Raw genomic sequence first — 17,090 nt, 5'->3', positions numbered from 1 at the left:
TGGTGGTCGGCGGGCGAGCGGATTTCGCCGTTCTCACCGCGTCGGGAGAGTCCTGCCTGGCGACCGTACTGGCCGGTAGGATCGTTTTCCGCCGCCGCTGACGACCCGTCGGCCTTCGCCCGGAAGCTTCGTCAGCACTCGAACTCCCTTGGTCGGCAGTCGATCTGATTCGGACTCGCCGTGACCTGGGGCGGGGTCAGCGGTTACCATCCGGGTCGGCCCGGTATTACCCGTCCCAGGTGCGCCGGTCCACTCACCACGCCCCTATCCGAAGCCAGGTCACCCCAGCAGATGCGATCCCCGTCCCCGTCCGCCGTCCCCCGGATCGGCCGCGGCTGGTACCTCGCGGCGGTGCTCAGCGCCGTGCTGGCGCTCGGCATGTGCCTGCTCGGCTGGCGGCAGACCGAACTGGCCGACCGGATCGGCGCGGACCCGGTCCGGGTCGAGGGCACCATCACCCAGCTCTCCGGCGGCACCGCGACCTACAGCTCGGTCAGTTACCAGGCGGGCGGCCAGCAGCACGCCGCCGCCGACCTCCAGCTCCCGCCGGACGCCAAGGTCGGCGACGCGATCTGCCTGGAGCACGCCGCGACCGACGCCGGGGCGGTGCGGCTCTGCGACCAGAAGTACCCGCAGGCGGCGGGCATCCGGCTGGCCCAGATCAGCGTCCCGGTGGCGCTGCTGATCTGCGCGGTCTGCGTGCTGCGGATCCGCCGCCACTTCCGCAGCCCGGCCGTGCGCAGCGCCCAGGCGGTGCTGTCCACCGTGGCGCTGGCCACCGAGGCGCTGGCCGAGGGGATGCCGGCCATCACCCACGGCAAGCGCTCGCGGCGGCGCCGGCGGTCCGGTCGGCGGGCCCTGCGGTAACCGCCGCCGCGCCAGGGTGAACAATGGGGTCCGTGACCCGAGCCAACCTGGACAAGCAGCCGCACGAAGTCGCCGCGATGTTCGACGACGTCGCCGCCAAGTACGACCGCACCAACGACGTGATCTCGCTCGGCCAGGCCCGGGCCTGGCGCCGGGCGGTGGCCGACGCGGTCGAGGCCGGGCCCGGTGACCTGGTGCTGGACCTGGGCGCCGGCACCGGCACCTCCTCGCTGCCGTTCCTGGCGGCCGGCGCCAGGGTGGTCCCGTGCGACTTCTCGGTGGGCATGCTCACCGAGGGCAAGCGCCGTCACCCCGAGCTGCCGCTGACCGCCGGCGACGCCACCAGGCTGCCGTTCGCCGACGGGGTGTTCGACGCGGTGACCATCTCCTTCGCGCTGCGCAACGTGCACGAGACGGAGGCGGCGCTGAGCGAGCTGTACCGGGTCACCAAGCCCGGCGGCCGGGTGGTGATCTGCGAGTTCTCCACCCCCACCTGGACCCCGCTGCGCACCGTCTACACCGAGTACCTGATGCGCGCGCTGCCGCCGGTGGCCGCCAAGGTCTCCAGCAACCCGGACGCCTACGTCTACCTCGCCGAGTCCATCCGCGCCTGGCCGGACCAGCCCGCCCTCGCCGCCCTGCTGCAGCAGGCCGGCTGGTCCCGCGTCGCCTGGCGCAACCTCACCGGCGGCATCGTGGCCCTGCACCGGGGCTTCAAGGCCTGACGGTTCCGCCGGCCCGCCGGATCCGGTGGGCCGACGACCTGTGGAGCATCGCGGAGCCCGTGGTCGGCACCCCGTAGACTGCCGAGGTCCGTCCCAGGAGTCAGGAGTGTGCCCATCGTGACCGAGACCGCCGTCGAGAGCTCTGCGGACGTGATCGTGGTCGGAGCGGGCCCTGCCGGGTCGGCGACGGCGTACTACCTGGCGCAGGCCGGACTGGACGTGCTGCTGCTGGAGAAGACGGAGTTCCCGCGCGAGAAGGTCTGCGGCGACGGGCTGACCCCGCGCGCCACCAAGCAGTTGGTGGACATGGGGATCGACGTCTCCACCGAGAACGGCTGGCTGCACAACAAGGGGCTGCGGATCATCGGCGGCGGGGTCCGGCTGGAGCTGGACTGGCCGGAGCTCTCGTCCTTCCCGGACTACGGACTGGTGCGCAAGCGGGCCGACTTCGACGAGATGCTGGCCCGTCAGGCCGAGAAGGCCGGCGCCCGGCTGTACGAGAAGTGCAACGTCTCCGGGCCGGTGCTGGACGAGCGCACCGGACGGATCACCGGGGTCACCGCGAAGTTGGGCACCGAGAAGCGCGAGGTGGTCTTCAGGGCCCCGCTGGTGGTGGCCGCCGACGGCAACTCCACCCGGCTGTCGCTGGCGATGGGCCTGCACCGGCGCGAGGACCGGCCGATGGGCGTGGCCTACCGCACCTACTTCACGTCGCCCCGGGCCAGTGACGACTACCTGGAGTCCTGGCTGGAGCTGTGGGACACCCGCGGCGGGCAGAAGAAGCTGCTGCCCGGCTACGGCTGGATCTTCGGGATGGGCGACGGCACCTCCAACGTGGGCCTGGGCATCCTGGACTCCTCGCCGGCCTTCGGCGAGCTGGACTGGCGCGAGGTGCTGAAGGCCTGGTGCTCCTCGATGCCGGCCGAGTGGGGCTACACCCCCGAGAACATGACCGACCCGATCCGCGGTGCCGCGCTGCCGATGGCCTTCAACCGCCAGCCGCACTACACCCGCGGCCTGCTGCTGGTCGGTGACGCGGGCGGCATGGTGAACCCGTTCAACGGCGAGGGCATCGCCTACGCGATGGAGTCCGGCCAGATCGCCGCGCGCACCGTCATCCAGGCGCAGGCGCGGGTCACCGCGGCCGGGCGGGAGCGGGCGCTGCAGGGCTACCCGCAGGTCCTCAAGGAGGTCTACGGCGGCTACTACACGCTGGGCCGGGCCTTCGTGAAGCTGATCGGCAACCCGAAGGTGATGCAGATCGCCACCCAGCGCGGGCTCACCCACCCGATGCTGATGAAGTTCACCCTCAAGCTGCTGGCCAACCTGACGGACCCGCAGGGCGGCGACGCGATGGACCGCATCATCAACGGCCTGGCCCGGGTGGCGCCGAACGCCTGAGCGCCCGGCGCCGCGACGGGCCCACCGGGAGCACCGCGCTACGCGAACCACCGCGCTACGCGAACCACCGCGTGCTGGTCCCGGTCGGCGAGCCGTCCCGGGCGTAGAGCCGGAGCGTGCTGCCGCGCGTGGCGGCCGAGCGGTTGAAGGCGACCCAGTGGACCGGGGACCCGCCGACGGCGGTGGGCACCACCTCGGTGGTGCTGCCGTCGGGGTGCTGCAGCACGGCCTTGGCGGTGTCCGCGCCGACCTGCAGGAAGACGACGGCGGTCGGGTCCGAGTCGTCGGTGGCACCGGCGCCGCCCATGGCCCGGTGGCCGATGGTCACCCCGGGCAGTCCGTCCGGGGCGTTGACCGCGGAGATGCCGGTCGCGTCGGCCGGCACCGGCAGCACCTCGTCCAACGGCTGGCGGACGCCGTCCAGCACCACGTAGAGGTCGTACTTCGCGTACCCGGCGATCCATTCCTGACTGACCATCAGCTTGTCGGGCTCGCCCAGCCTGCTGTTGGCCGCGTGCTGCTCCTGCCAGATCAGCTCGGCCTGCTGCCAGGCCTGGTCCTGGCTGGAGGCCGGCCAGAGCGCGGCCCAGGCCTGCCACTTCTTCCCGTCGGGGGCGGTGCCCTCGGCGAGCAGTGCGCGGGACGGGGTGAACGGCCCGGGGGAGGCCTGGACCGTCCGGGTGGCCGGGCCCGGGGAGGAGGCGGCGGCCCGCACGGTGGTGGCGCTGTCACCGCCCGGGTGGCCCAGGCCCAGGACGGTCGTCCCGCCGACCACGACGCAGGCGGCCACGGTGACCGCCAGGGCCGAGGCCCGGCGGCGGCGCAGTCGGCGCCGGCCCCCGGCGAGCAACTCCGCCATCGGGGGCGGGCCGACGTCGACGGCGGCGGCCAGGTCGGTGAACCCTGCTTCGATCTGCTGCTCGGTCATAGCGTCTCTCCGATGCTCTCCAGGTCGACCAGTGCCGAGGAGGCACGGAGCTTGGCGACGCCCTTCGCGGTCTGGCTCTTCACCGTGCCCACCGAGCAGCCCATCACGGCGGCGGCCTGCGTCTCGCTCAAGTCCTCCCAGTACCTGAGCACGACGGCCTGCCGCTGCCGCGGCGGCAGCGTGCCGAGTGCCCGCAGCAGGGCGCCGCGGGTGTCCAACCGGCCGTACCCGTCGCCGGCCGGCCGGTCCGGCACGGCCGCGACCAACTGCTCCGGGACGCGCCGACGGAACCGGCGGGCGTGTTCGTTGAACAGGATCCGCCGCACGTAGGCGGCCGGATCGTCCGCCCGACGGACCCGCCCCCAGGCCGCGTACGCCCGCTCCAGGGCCTGCTGCACCAGGTCCTCACCCGTGTGCCGCTCCCCGGCCAGCAGGAACGCGGTCCGCAGCAACCGCGGCCAGGCGGTGGCGACGAACTCCTGGAACTCGCGGTCGCGGTCCCTCTTCGGTTCTCCCATTGAGTGCCTCCTCATCCGACCAGAGCCCACCCGCGGTCCGAACCGTTGCCTGTGATCTTGAGCCCCTGCTGCGCCGCACCACGGGCACCAGCCGTCGCCGACCGTGGCGCGGCGCGAACGGCACCGTCACCACCCTCGCCCCCGCATAGGGAACGCCCGTGCAACTCGGTCCGGTGGCGGGCCTACCCCAGGCCCGCCAGTACCGCCTTCGCGGTGTCCTGCAGGGCGCCCGTCGCGGCGGCCTGTTGGACCTTCTCGTTGTGGATCCCGAGCACCCGGACGAAGAGGTTGCCGTCCTGGACGAGCAGGGTGTCGTCCGTCATCGTGATGCCGCCACCGCTGTGCTGCTCCGTCTCCAGGCGGCCCTGCTCGCCGAGTGCGACGGGGGTCGCGGGCGTCCCGGTCGGGCCGCCGGTCGGGATCGCCCCCGTGTAGCGGCGCCTGGCCGTGTCCGGGTCCGGGAAGACCTCGGCGTCCACGTGGACGCTGCCCTCGCCGGAGGCGAAGCCGAACGCGCAGTCCAGCTCGGTCCCCCCGTCCTCCGCAGCGGCGGTGCGGTTCACCGGAGCGGCGTCCAGTCGGCCGAACGCCTTCTGCAGCCCGCTCGGGTCGAGCACGGCGCACAGGTCGGCCACGGCCCGGTAGCGGCCGAGGGTGGGGGAGGCCGCGGCGCTCGACGGGGGCCCGGCCGGACCTGGGCCGGCCGGACCGGCCGGTGCGGCCGCGGTGCCGGCCGCGCCGCCCTGCCGGGTCAGCGCGGCGGACACGGCCCGGCCGTCCCGGTCCGTCCAGTCGACCCGCAGGGTCCGGTCGCCGTCCCGCGCCACGGAGGTCTGGCCGCCGAAGTACCTGGTGCAGCTCGGGCCGTCGGTGGGGAGCACCCTGGGGGCCAGCACGAGCTTCTGCTCCGTCACCTTCTGGCGGGCGTACTGCAGGTGGCAGAGCCCGGTCTCGCCGGGCTGCACCGCGGCGGCGATCGCCGCGCCGCCCACGATCTGCGCGGTCGTGCCCGCGCCGGGGTCCGGCACGCGCAGGATGAGGGTGCCGTGCAGTCCGGCGCCGTCCGAGAGTCCGCCCTCCCAGGTGCCGGCGAACGCCGCGGGCACGGACTTGGGCCCGCCGGGGGCGAGCAGCGCCGCGGCCGTGGCCGCCACCGCGCCGGCCACCAGCACCGCGGTCCCGATCAGCAGCGCCCGGCGGCCCCTGCGCCCCGGCGCTGCCGTCGGGGCGAGCACCGCCGGATCCGGTGCCGTCGGGTCCGGTGCCGGTCGCAGCCGGACCGTGCCGTCGTCCGGCGGCCGGGGCGGGACGGCCGGCGGCAGAGCGGGTGCGGCAGGCGGCAGGGCCGGTGCGGCGGGCGGCGGCGCCGCGACTGCCGCAGCCGTGGTGTCCGGGGCGGCCGGCTCCAGGTTGAGCAACTCCCCGGACAGGCGGCTGATCCGGGCCAGCAGCGGCCCCGGGAGCCAGCCGCGGTCGACCAACTCCGCGGCGCCGTCCGGGGCGAGCCGTGCGGCGAGCTGCTCCGGGGTGGGCCGGGCGGCCGGGTCCTTGGCCAGGCAGGCTCCGGCGACCTCGCACAACTCGCCCTGCCAGTCGCCGAGGTCCGGATCGCCGTGGGCCACCTTGTAGAGCATCGTGGCGGCGCTGTCGGCACTGAACGGCCCTTGGCCGGTGGCCGCGAAGGCCAGCACGGTGCCGAGCTGGAACACGTCCGAGGGCGCGCCCAGCGGGTGGCCCTGGACCTGCTCCGGCGACATGTAGCCGGGGGAGCCGACGGTGACGCCGGTGCTCGTCAGCGAGGCGGTGGCGCTGCCGTCCGTCGCCCGGGCGATCCCGAAGTCGATCAGCACCGGCCCGGCGGGCGACAGCAGGACGTTCGACGGCTTGAGGTCGCGGTGGATGAGCCCGGCCCCGTGCACCGCCGCCAGCGCCTCGGCCAGCCCGGCCGCCAGCGCCCGCACCCCGGGCTCCGGCAGCGGCCCGAACTGCGCCACGGCGTCGGAGAGCGGCAGGCCCGGCACGTACGCACTGGCCACCCACGGGCGGGCCGAGTCGGTGTCCGCGTCCAGCACCGGCGCGGTCCACGCCCCGCCCACCCGGCGCGCCGACTCCACCTCGCGCCGGAACCGCGCGCGGAACTCGGCGTCCGGGACCAGCTCCGGCTTGACCACCTTCACCGCGACGGTGCGCCCGCCCGCGGTGCGCCCCAGGTACACGCACCCCATGCCGCCGGTGCCCAGCCGGCCCAGCAACCGGTACGGACCGATCGTCGACGGATCGTCAGCCAGCAGTTCCTGCACGCCTCTCGCCACTCCCCCCGGTGAGGCGCGGCACCGCAGCGGCCGCGCGCGTACGCCGCCCAGAGCTTAGCGATCCGCCGGGGCCGGAGGCCGTCGGCAGGCCGTCGGGCGGGCCGCCGGGGACGGACGACCGGTGGTGGAGCCCCCGCCCGGCCCCGTACGGCGGGCGGGGGCAGCTGGGGAGGGTCAGCGGCCGATCCGGACCGAGTGGATGTCGACCGGGAGGGTGGGGTAGCCGTCGCCGGGGCCGTTCTGGTCGTCCTCGCCGCCGGCGGCGATCTTCTGCAGCACGTCCAGGCCGGCGGTCACCTTGCCGAACGGGGTGTAGGCCGGGGACAGCTTGGTGTCCTTCCAGACGAAGAAGAACTGGCTGCCGTTGGTGTTCGGGCCGGCGTTGGCCATCGCCACGGTGCCGGCGGGGTAGGTGGCGCCGGTCAGGTTCTCGTCCGGGAAGGAGTAGCCGGGACCGCCGCTGCCGGTGCCGGTCGGGTCGCCGCACTGCAGCACCCACAGCCGCTGGGTGGTCAGCCGGTGGCAGTGGCTGCGGTCGAAGAACTGGTGCTCGCTGAGGAAGCGGAACGAGAAGGACGTGCACGGCGCCGCGTCGGTCAGGGCCTGGAAGGTGATCGCGCCCTGGCTGGTGCGCAGCGTGGCGTGGTACGGCTTGGCGGCCTTGACCGGGTCGAAGACCGGGATGCCCTTGAAGTTGTCGGCCGGCACGGCGGCGGTGTAGCTGCAACTCGCGGTGGAGGCCTGCACCGGCCGTGCATCGGGGGAGACGGTGGCGGCGGAGGCGGCGCTGGTGGCGCAGAGCACGAGGGTGGCGGCAGCCGCCGCGACGGTGAGGCGGGTCCGGGACATCTGACGGCCTTTCGGTCAGGAGAGGTGGCAGTGTGTCATGTGCACAACCTCCCTGCCCAGTACGACGCCCGGTCATTCGCGCCAAACCTCTGTTCGGGTGGAAACTTTCCTGCCAGGATGTCGGCCCGTGCGCATCATCAACAGGGACTTCACGCTGCTGTGGAGTGGTCAGGCCATCTCGCTGACCGGGGACTTCGTCTTCGACACCACGCTGACCCTCTGGGTCGGCACCGAACTGGTGCACGGCAGCGCCGCTCCGCTCGCCGTGTCCGGCCTGCTGGTCACGGTGGCGCTGGCCGCGCTGCTGGTGGCTCCGGTCGCGGGGGTCTTCGTGGACCGCTGGAACGACCACCGGCGGACCATGATGGGGGCCGACGCGGCCCGGGGGGTGCTGATCGGCGCGGTCGCGCTGCTGGCCTTCCTGCCGGCCGGGACCGTGCCGGACACGGTCCTGGTGACCGTGGTCTACCTCGCGGTCTTCCTCAACACGGCCGTCTCCCAGTTCTTCAACCCGGCCCGGTTCGCCGTCATCGGCGAGGTGGTGCCCGAGGAGCAGCGGACCAGGGCCGCCGGGATCGGCCAGACCACCCAGGCGATCGCCGGCATCGTCGGTCCGCCGTTGGCCGCCCCGCTGCTGTTCACCGCCGGCACCCAGTGGGCGCTGCTGATCAACGCGCTCTCCTACGTCGGATCGTTCCTGCTGGTGCGCGCACTGCGGGTGCGGCCGGAGGCGGCCGGCGCCGCACCGGCGGCCCCGGCGGGGCTGCTGGCCGAACTGCGGGACGGGATGCGCGCGGCGGCCGGCAACCGGGTGGTCCGGGCGCTGCTCGCGGCGATCGTGCTGATCTCGGTGGGGGTCGGGGCGCTCAACACCGTCAACCTCTTCTTCGTCACCGACAACCTGCACGCGGACAAGAGCTACTACGGCACGCTGGACATGGCGCTCGGGCTCGGCATGCTGGGCGGCGCCGCGCTGGTCACCCCGCTGGCCGGCCGGATCGGGCACCGGGTCACCTTCCCGCTCGGTCTGGTCGGGATCGGGGTGGTGCTGATCGCCTACGCCCGGATGACCGCGTTCTGGCCGGCCCTGGTGCTGGTCGCCCTGCTCGGCCCGGCGCTGATCGCGGTCAACATGGCGATCGCCCCGCTGGTGATGGAGTCGGTGGCCAAGGAGTACCTGGGGCGGGTCTTCTCGGTCTTCAACCCGGTGCAGCAGGTGGCGAGCGTGATCGGGATGGCCGCGGCCGGGCCGATGGCCGCCGCCTGGCGGTACCGCCACGGCACCGTGGCCGGCCTGCACGTCGGCGGCATCGACTCGATCCTCACCGGCTCCGCGCTGCTCGCGGTGGTCGCCGGGGTCTACGCCGTCGGTGCGCTGCGCGCGCCGGCCGCGGCACCGGAGCCCGCCGGGGCGTAAAGCTGTTGATCGGCCGACGGCGGTAGGCCAGGATCCGCCCATGCGAACCCCTTCACAAGCCGCCGGCCCCCGCGGGATCCTCACCGACCTCCCGCTGCTGCTGGTGGCGGTGGTGTGGGGGTCCAGCTTCCTCGCGGTCAAGCACCTGGCCACCGCGCAGACCGTGCTGCCCGTGCTGGTGCTCCGGTTCGCGCTGGTGCTGCCGCTGCTCGGCCTGCTGGTGCACCGCCGGCTGCGCGCCCTGACCAGGGCGGAGTGGATCGGCGGTGCGCTGCTCGGGGTGATCCTGGGCAGCATCTTCCTGCTGGAGACCTTCGGCGCGGTGCACACCTCCGCCACCAACGCCGGACTGATCATCAGCCTCAACATGCTGCTCACCCCGCTCGGCGAGAGCGCGTTGAGCCGCACGCCGGTGCCGCGCGCCTTCCTCGCCGCCGCCGGCGCCTCGCTGCTCGGGGTCGGGCTGCTGACCCAGGGCGCCGGCCTGCGCGCGCCCTCCTTCGGCGACCTGCTGGTGCTCGGCGCCGCGCTGGTGCGCACCCTGCACGTCCTGGTGATGGGCCGCACCAGGTCGCTGCGCGGGACCGACTCCGGCGCCCTCACCTGGGTCCAACTCGCATCCGCGGCCCTGGTCTTCGCGCTTGTGAGCCCGTTCACCGGCGCGCCCGCACCGTGGCGGCTGGCCGCCGACTGGGGCCCGCGCCAGTGGGCCCTGGTGCTCTACCTGGCCCTGTTCTGCACGCTGTTCGCCTTCGCGGTGCAGATGTGGGCGGTGCGCGCCACCTCCCCCTCCCGGGTCTCCCTGCTGCTGGGCACCGAGCCGCTCTGGGCCGCCGTGGTCGGCATCGCCGTGGGCGGCGACCGGCTCACCGTGCCGGTGTTCGCCGGGGCCGCGCTGGTGCTCGTCGGCACCGAGGCCGGCCGCCGCAGCGTCCCCGCCAAGGCCCCGCGGGCCGTCACTCGTGAGCTTGTGAACGAAGGGTCAAGCGGGCGCCCGGTGGTGGCCACCCGGTCGAGTGAGGGTCTCTAGCACGCTGATGTGAACCCCCGAAATTTGCGGTGATCGCGCGATAGTTGATATAGGCGCACGGCGCTGACCAGTTCTTTTCCCATTGAATGTGACTGTTTGCGATCGTCTGGGTTCATTGCGTTCATATCTCGGGACTTGTCGCCATGGCTACCGGTCTGCGAGGTGGCGTAGATCACAAAGATCGTCCTGATCTGCGTGTCGCAGATCACAAGCCGACAGGCATAGGATGCGCTCGATCCGGGCCTTGTGAACTGCCTCACATGAGGTGATCTCGGGAACCGGATCGCCGGATCACCCCACAGTGATCCGGTGGTTCCGATCTGCAGTCAAGGACGACTGGACGGAGGGAGCGAGGCAGATGAATGCCTACGCGCCGATCCTCGTACTCGGTGCCATCGCGGCGGCGTTCGCGGTCGGCTCCGTCGTGATGGCCTCGCTGACCGGGCCCAAGCGCTACAACCGGGCCAAGTTGGAAGCCTACGAGTGCGGCATCGAACCGACCCCGCAGCCGGTGGGCGGCGGTCGGTTCCCGATCAAGTACTACCTGACGGCGATGCTCTTCATCGTCTTCGACATCGAGATCGTCTTCCTCTACCCGTGGGCGGTCAGCTTCGACGCCCTGGGGATCTTCGGGCTGGTCGAGATGCTCCTGTTCATTGCCACCGTCTTCGTCGCCTACGCCTACGTGTGGCGTCGCGGCGGCCTGGAGTGGGACTGACGGGATCGTCAACAGCGCAGCGATCAGCGGGATTTGAGGCCACTGAGAGGGATGGGTAGATGGGAATCGAGGAGAAGCTGCCGAGCGGCTTTCTGCTCACCACGGTGGAGAGCGCCGCGGGGTGGGTGAGAAAGGCCTCGCTCTTCCCGGCCACCTTCGGGCTGGCCTGTTGCGCCATCGAGATGATGACCACCGGCGCCGGCCGCTACGACCTGGCCCGGTTCGGCATGGAGGTCTTCCGCGGCTCGCCGCGGCAGGCCGACCTGATGATCGTGGCGGGCCGGGTGAGCCAGAAGATGGCGCCGGTGCTGCGCCAGGTCTACGACCAGATGGCCAATCCGAAGTGGGTCATCTCGATGGGCGTCTGCGCGTCCTCGGGCGGCATGTTCAACAACTACGCGATCGTCCAGGGCGTGGACCACATCGTCCCGGTCGACATCTACCTGCCGGGGTGCCCGCCGCGCCCGGAGATGCTGATGGACGCGATCATCAAGCTGCACGAGAAGATCCAGCACGAGCCGCTCGGCGTGAACAAGCGCCGCGCCCAGGAGTTGGCCGAGGAGCTGGCCCTGGACGCCGTCCCGACCAGCGAGATGCGGGGGCTGCTGCGATGAGTGACATCCCCGGCGGCCGCACCGAGCTCCCGGTCGAGGTGGTCGGCAAGCGGCAGGGCATGTTCGGCGCCCACGGCAGCGGCGACACCTCGGGCTTCGGCGGCCTGGCGGCGGCCATCGTGCTGCCCGCGCCGGCCGAGCGCCCCTACGGCGGCTGGTTCGACGAGGTCGCGGACGAGCTCGAAGGCGCCTTGGAAGAGCAGGGCCTGACGGTTGGTCAGGTGATCGAGAAGACCGTGGTGGACCGCGGCGAGCTCACCTTCCAGATCGCCCGCGAGCACCTGCTGCAGACCGTGCGGACGCTGCGCGACGATCCGGCGCTGCGCTTCGAGCTCTGCCTGGGCGTCAGCGGGGTGCACTACCCGCACGAGTCCGGTCGCGAGCTGCACGCGGTCTACCACCTGCGCTCGATCACCCACACCCGGCTGATCCGGGTCGAGGTGACCGCGCCCGACGCCGATCCGCGGATCCCCTCGGTGGTCAGCGTCTACCCGACCAACGACTGGCACGAGCGGGAGGCCTACGACTTCTTCGGCATCGTGTTCGAGGGCCACCCGGCGCTCACCCGGATCATGATGCCGGACGACTGGCTGGGCCACCCGCAGCGCAAGGACTACCCGCTCGGTGGCATTCCCGTCGAGTACAAGGGCGCGCAGATCCCGGCGCCCGACCAGCGGAGGTCGTACAGCTGATGCCCAACAATCCTGAAAACGTTGCGCAGTTCGAGGAAGCGGGCTCCCGCGAGACCACCGAGGGCCGGGTGTTCACCGTCACCGGCGGCGACTGGGGCGAGGTGGTGGACGCCGTCGCGCAGGCCGACGACGAGCGCATCATCGTCAACATGGGCCCCCAGCACCCGTCCACCCACGGCGTGCTGCGGCTGATCCTGGAGATCGACGGCGAGACGGTCACCGAGGCCCGCTGCGGCATCGGCTACCTGCACACCGGCATCGAGAAGAACATGGAGTTCCGCTCCTGGGTGCAGGGCACCACCTTCGTGACCCGGATGGACTACCTGACCCCGCTGTTCAACGAGACCGCCTACTGCCTGGCGGTGGAGAAGCTGCTCGGCATCACCGACCAGGTGCCGGACCGCGCCACCGTGATCCGGGTGCTGATGATGGAGCTGAACCGGATCTCCTCGCACCTGGTCTGCCTGGCCACCGGCGGCATGGAGATCGGCTCCACCACGCTGATGATCTACGGCTTCCGGGACCGCGAACTCATCCTGGACATCTTCGAGCTGGTCACCGGCCTGCGGATGAACCACGCGTACGTGCGCCCCGGCGGCCTGGCCCAGGACCTGCCCCCCGGCGCGGTCGACCAGATCCGCGAGGCGGTCAAGCTGTTCCGCTCCCGGATGCACGAGTACGACAAGCTGGCCACCGGCAACCCGATCTTCAAGGCCCGCCTGGTCGACGTCGGCTTCCTGGACCTGGCCGGCTGCCTGGCGCTCGGCGCCACCGGACCGATCCTGCGGGCCACCGGCCTGCCGCACGACCTGCGCAAGACCGACCCGTACTGCGGCTACGAGAACTACGAGTTCGACGTCGCGGTGGCCGACAGCCCCGACTCCTACGGGCGGTTCCTGATCCGCCTGGAGGAGATGCGGCAGTCGCTGCGGATCGTGGAGCAGTGCCTGGACCGGCTGGCCCCGGGCCCGGTCATGGTGGGCGACAAGAAGATCGCCTGGCCGGCCCAACTGGCCGTCGGTCCGGACGGGATGGGCAACTCCCTGGACCACATCAGGGAGATCATGGGCACCTCGATGGAGGCCCTGATCCACCACTTCAAGCTGGTCACCGAGGGCTTCCGGGTCCCGGTCGGCCAGGCGTACACGGCGGTCGAGTCACCCAAGGGGGAGCTCGGCGTGCACGTGGTGAGCGACGGCGGCACCCGCCCGTACCGGGTCCACTTCCGGGACCCGTCGTTCACCAACCTGCAATCGATGGCGGCGATGTGCGAGGGCGGCCAGATCGCCGACGTGATCGTCGCGGTGGCCGGGATCGACCCGGTGATGGGAGGCGTGGACCGGTGAGCACAGAACTCGGCCTGCCGGCCATGCCGGCCAAGCCCTATCCGCCCGAGGTGCACGAGCGGCTCGCGGCCGACGCCAGGGAACTGGTCGCCCGCTACCCGCAGTCCCGTTCGGCGCTGCTGCCGCTGCTGCACCTGGTCCAGGCCGAGGAGGGCTTCGTCAGCGCGACCGGGATCCGGTTCTGCGCCGAGCAGTTGGACCTCACCACGGCCGAGGTGACGGCGGTGGCCACCTTCTACACCATGTACCGGCGCAAGCCCGCCGGGAAGCACCACGTCGGCGTCTGCACCAACACGCTGTGCGCGGTCCTCGGCGGCGACCAGATCTTCGCCGAGCTCCAGCAGCACCTCGGGATCTCCAACAACGAGACCACCGAGGACGGCGAGATCTCGATCGAGCACATCGAGTGCAACGCGGCCTGCGACTACGCCCCCGTGGTGATGGTCAACTGGGAGTTCTTCGACAACCAGACCCCGGACAGCGCACGGAAGTTGGTGGACGACCTGCGGTCCGGCCGCGAGGTGCGGCCGACCCGGGGCGCGCGGCTGTGCTCCTTCAAGGAGACCGCGCGGATCCTGGCCGGCTTCCCGGACGAGCGCGAGGGCGCCAACGACGAGTCCGGCGCGGGCGGCGCGCCCAGCCTGGCCGGCCTGCGGCTGGCCAAGGGCGAGCAGCTGCCCGGCACCTCCGGCGCCCGGGTGGTGTCGCCGCGAGGCGAAGGGAGTGACGCGTGATGACCTCGACCGAGCCGGCCGAGAAGCTGCTCAGCCCGGTGCTCTCCGCCTCCTGGGACGACCGCCGCCCGTGGACGCTGGAGACCTACCGCCGCCACGACGGCTACCAGGGGCTGCAGACCGCCCTGGGCATGGACCCGGACGCGTTGATCGCCCTGGTCAAGGACTCCGGGCTGCGCGGCCGCGGCGGCGCCGGCTTCCCCACCGGGATGAAGTGGCAGTTCATCCCGCAGAACGACGGCAAGCCGCACTACCTGGTGGTCAACGCCGACGAGTCCGAGCCGGGGACCTGCAAGGACATCCCGCTGCTCTTCGCCAACCCGCACGCGCTGATCGAGGGCATGGTGATCGCCTCCTACGCGATCCGCTGCAACCACGCCTTCATCTACCTGCGCGGCGAGGTGGTCCCGGTGCTGCGCCGGCTGCACGCCGCGGTGGACGAGGCCTACCGGGCCGGCTACCTCGGCAAGGACATCCAGGGCAGCGGCTTCGACCTGGACATCACGGTGCACGCGGGCGCCGGCGCCTACATCTGCGGCGAGGAGACCGCGCTGCTCGACTCGTTGGAGGGCCGGCGCGGCCAACCGCGGCTGCGCCCGCCGTTCCCGGCCATCGCGGGCCTGTACGCCTGCCCGACCGTGGTGAACAACGTCGAGTCGATCGCCTCGGTGCCGCCGATCCTGGTCCGCGGCAAGGAGTGGTTCACCTCGCTGGGCACCGAGAAGTCGCCCGGCTTCACGCTCTACTCGCTCTCCGGGCACGTCACCAACCCCGGCCAGTACGAGGCGCCGCTCGGTGTGACGCTGCGCCAGCTGCTGGAGGTCAGCGGCGGCATCCGGGCCGGGCACCGGCTCAAGTTCTGGACCCCGGGCGGCAGTTCCACCCCGATGTTCACCGACGAGCACCTCGACGTGCCGCTCGACTACGAGGGTGTGGGCGCGGCCGGCTCGATGCTCGGCACCAAGGCGCTGCAGATCTTCGACGAGACCACCTGCGTGGTCCGCGCGGTCACCCGGTGGACCGAGTTCTACGCCCACGAGTCCTGCGGCAAGTGCACCCCGTGCCGCGAAGGCACGTACTGGCTGGTCCAGTTGCTCAAGCGGATCGAGGCCGGCCAGGGCCTGGCCGGCGACCTGGAGAAGCTGCTGGACATCGCCGACAACATCAACGGCAAGTCCTTCTGCGCCCTGGGCGACGGCGCGGCCAGCCCGATCGTCTCCTCGCTGCAGCACTTCCGCGCCGAGTACGAGCAGCACCTCACCGAGCGCCGCTGCCCGTTCGACCCGGCCGCCAGCACCGTCTGGGCCGACAGCCACCGCGCCTCGGCCCCCAGCCCCGCCACCGAGAGGGAGGTGCACGCGTGACCGTCACGGAGCCTGCGAAGACCGCCGTCGAGCTCGTCACGCTGACCATCGACGGCGTCGAGGTCCAGGTCCCCAAGGGCACCTTGGTGATCCGGGCGGCCGAGCAGATCGGCACCCAGGTGCCGCGCTTCTGCGACCACCCGCTGCTCGACCCGGCCGGCGCCTGCCGCCAGTGCATCGTGGAGATCGAGGGCCAGCGCAAGCCGGTCGCCTCCTGCACCATCCCGGTGGCCGAGGGCATGGTGGTCCGCACCCAGCTCAGCTCCGCGGTGGCCGAGAAGGCCCAGCGCGGCGTGATGGAGCTGCTGCTGATCAACCACCCGCTGGACTGCCCGGTCTGCGACAAGGGCGGCGAGTGCCCGCTGCAGAACCAGGCGATGTCCAACGGCCAGGGCGAGTCCCGGTTCGACGGGATGAAGCGCACCTACGAGAAGCCGGTGCCGATCTCCGCCCAGGTGCTGCTGGACCGCGAGCGCTGCGTGCTCTGCGCCCGCTGCACCCGGTTCTCCCAGCAGATCGCCGGCGACCCGTTCATCGACCTGGTGGAGCGCGGTGCGCTGCAGCAGGTCGGCACCGGCGCGGGCGACGACTTCGAGTCGTACTTCTCCGGCAACACCATCCAGATCTGCCCGGTCGGCGCGCTCACCTCGGCCGCCTACCGGTTCCGCTCCCGCCCCTTCGACCTGGTCTCCTCGCCCAGCGTCTGCGAGCACTGCTCCTCCGGCTGCTCGCTGCGCACCGACCACCGGCGCGGCAAGGTGCTGCGCCGACTGGCCGGCGAGGACCCGGCGGTCAACGAGGAGTGGAACTGCGACAAGGGCCGGTTCGCCTTCCGCTACGCCCAGCAGCGGGACCGGCTGACCAGCCCGCTGGTGCGTGACGCGGCCACCGGCGAGCTGGTGCCCACCTCCTGGCCGCAGGCGCTGCGCGCGGCCGCCGAGGGCCTGACCGGAGCCCGCGCCGCGGTGCTCACCGGCGGCCGGGTCACCGTCGAGGACGCGTACGCCTACGCCAAGTTCGCCCGGGTGACGCTCGGCACCAACGACGTGGACTTCCGGGCCCGCCCGCACAGCGCCGAGGAGGCCGACTTCCTGGCCTACCAGGTGGCGGGGCGCGGGGTGGACCTCGGGGGCACCTCCCGGCCGGAGGACGGGGGAGGTGCCGGCGTCAGCTACGAGGCGCTGGAGCAGGCCCCGGCGGTGCTGCTCGCGGGCTTCGAGCCCGAGGAGGAGTCGCCGATCGTCTTCCTGCGGCTGCGCAAGGCGGCCCGCGGCGGCGGCCTCAAGGTCTACGCGATCGCCGACCACCGCTCGCGCGGCCTGGCCAAGCTCGGCGGCTCGCTGCTGCCGGCCGCCCCGGGCACCGAGGCGGAGTGGTTGGGCGCGCTGGCCGCCGAGGAGCCGCTGACCGACGAGGCCGGCACCGCCGCGGCGCAGCTGCGTCGGCCCGGTGCGGTGATCCTGGTCGGCGAGCGGCTGGCGCAGGTCGCCGGTGCGCTCACCGCGGCGCTGCGGCTCGCCCACGCCACCGGCGCCCTGCTCGCCTGGGTGCCGCGCCGGGCCGGCGAGCGCGGGG

General features: G+C 72.5%; 16 protein-coding genes. 12 read left to right on the top strand and 4 right to left on the bottom strand.

All coding sequences use genetic code 11. The annotated features are described in order from the left end of the window. The first annotated feature begins 291 nt into the window (after window positions 1–291). From ACFW1A_RS26160 to ACFW1A_RS26150, 3 genes are all read left to right on the top strand, one after another. A complete protein-coding gene (locus ACFW1A_RS26160; RefSeq protein WP_380412528.1) occupies window positions 292–867 on the top strand; it encodes a hypothetical protein in 576 nt (191 codons plus the stop codon). A gap of 32 nt (window positions 868–899) precedes the next feature. Then, window positions 900–1,592: a demethylmenaquinone methyltransferase gene (locus ACFW1A_RS26155; RefSeq protein ID WP_380412526.1), complete on the top strand. Its 693-nt coding sequence runs from the start codon at window positions 900–902 to the stop codon at window positions 1,590–1,592. A 117-nt stretch (window positions 1,593–1,709) separates the two neighbouring features. After that, a complete protein-coding gene (locus tag ACFW1A_RS26150; RefSeq protein WP_380412523.1) occupies window positions 1,710–2,993 on the top strand; it encodes a geranylgeranyl reductase family protein in 1,284 nt (427 codons plus the stop codon). Window positions 2,994–3,048: 55 nt separating this feature from the next. Here the strand turns inward: ACFW1A_RS26150 and ACFW1A_RS26145 are convergent, their stop codons facing one another. The 4 genes from ACFW1A_RS26145 to ACFW1A_RS26130 form a co-directional block, all read right to left on the bottom strand. Then, window positions 3,049–3,921, bottom strand: coding sequence for a hypothetical protein (locus ACFW1A_RS26145; protein ID WP_380412520.1), 873 nt, complete (start codon window positions 3,919–3,921; stop codon window positions 3,049–3,051). Further along, a complete protein-coding gene (locus tag ACFW1A_RS26140) occupies window positions 3,918–4,439 on the bottom strand; it encodes a SigE family RNA polymerase sigma factor (RefSeq protein ID WP_380412518.1) in 522 nt (173 codons plus the stop codon). The genes ACFW1A_RS26145 and ACFW1A_RS26140 overlap by 4 nt, the downstream gene beginning before the upstream one ends. A gap of 182 nt (window positions 4,440–4,621) precedes the next feature. Beyond that, a complete protein-coding gene (locus tag ACFW1A_RS26135) occupies window positions 4,622–6,739 on the bottom strand; it encodes a serine/threonine-protein kinase (RefSeq protein ID WP_380412516.1) in 2,118 nt (705 codons plus the stop codon). A gap of 186 nt (window positions 6,740–6,925) precedes the next feature. Then, window positions 6,926–7,600 (bottom strand): peptidylprolyl isomerase, encoded by a 675-nt coding sequence (locus ACFW1A_RS26130; protein ID WP_380412514.1) that lies wholly within the window; start codon window positions 7,598–7,600, stop codon window positions 6,926–6,928. Window positions 7,601–7,727: 127 nt separating this feature from the next. On the opposite strand from ACFW1A_RS26130, the gene ACFW1A_RS26125 reads away from it, so the two are divergent. The 9 genes from ACFW1A_RS26125 to ACFW1A_RS26085 form a co-directional block, all read left to right on the top strand. Next, on the top strand, window positions 7,728–9,017 hold the full coding sequence (locus ACFW1A_RS26125; RefSeq protein ID WP_380412512.1) for an MFS transporter: 1,290 nt from the start codon (window positions 7,728–7,730) through the stop codon (window positions 9,015–9,017). Window positions 9,018–9,057: 40 nt separating this feature from the next. After that, window positions 9,058–10,047, top strand: coding sequence for a DMT family transporter (locus ACFW1A_RS26120; protein WP_380412510.1), 990 nt, complete (start codon window positions 9,058–9,060; stop codon window positions 10,045–10,047). A gap of 358 nt (window positions 10,048–10,405) precedes the next feature. Then, window positions 10,406–10,765, top strand: coding sequence for an NADH-quinone oxidoreductase subunit A (locus ACFW1A_RS26115; RefSeq protein ID WP_014137597.1), 360 nt, complete (start codon window positions 10,406–10,408; stop codon window positions 10,763–10,765). A 59-nt stretch (window positions 10,766–10,824) separates the two neighbouring features. Continuing rightward, window positions 10,825–11,379 (top strand): NuoB/complex I 20 kDa subunit family protein, encoded by a 555-nt coding sequence (locus ACFW1A_RS26110; protein WP_380412508.1) that lies wholly within the window; start codon window positions 10,825–10,827, stop codon window positions 11,377–11,379. Then, window positions 11,376–12,071, top strand: a complete 696-nt coding sequence (locus tag ACFW1A_RS26105) for an NADH-quinone oxidoreductase subunit C (RefSeq protein WP_380412507.1) — start codon at window positions 11,376–11,378, stop codon at window positions 12,069–12,071. Before ACFW1A_RS26110 ends, ACFW1A_RS26105 begins: the two co-directional genes overlap by 4 nt. Further along, window positions 12,071–13,417 carry an NADH-quinone oxidoreductase subunit D gene (locus ACFW1A_RS26100; RefSeq protein WP_380412505.1) on the top strand — a complete coding sequence of 449 codons (1,347 nt, stop codon included), beginning with the start codon at window positions 12,071–12,073 and terminating at the stop codon, window positions 13,415–13,417. The genes ACFW1A_RS26105 and ACFW1A_RS26100 overlap by 1 nt, the downstream gene beginning before the upstream one ends. 23 nt (window positions 13,418–13,440) lie before the next feature. Continuing rightward, entirely contained in the window at window positions 13,441–14,151 is a 711-nt protein-coding gene (nuoE, locus tag ACFW1A_RS26095; protein ID WP_380412530.1) for an NADH-quinone oxidoreductase subunit NuoE, read from the top strand. Then, window positions 14,151–15,515: an NADH-quinone oxidoreductase subunit NuoF gene (nuoF, locus tag ACFW1A_RS26090; protein ID WP_380412503.1), complete on the top strand. Its 1,365-nt coding sequence runs from the start codon at window positions 14,151–14,153 to the stop codon at window positions 15,513–15,515. The genes nuoE and nuoF overlap by 1 nt, the downstream gene beginning before the upstream one ends. After that, the coding region (locus ACFW1A_RS26085; protein ID WP_380412501.1) for an NADH-quinone oxidoreductase subunit G at window positions 15,512–17,090 on the top strand (1,579 nt) is incomplete at its 3' end. The genes nuoF and ACFW1A_RS26085, both read left to right, overlap by 4 nt.

The sequence above is a fragment of the Kitasatospora sp. NPDC058965 genome (genome assembly GCF_042741245.1).
Lineage (GTDB): Bacteria > Actinomycetota > Actinomycetes > Streptomycetales > Streptomycetaceae > Kitasatospora.
The sequence above is the reverse complement of the archived record's forward strand: the minus strand, read 5'-3'. Positions and strand labels throughout refer to the sequence as shown.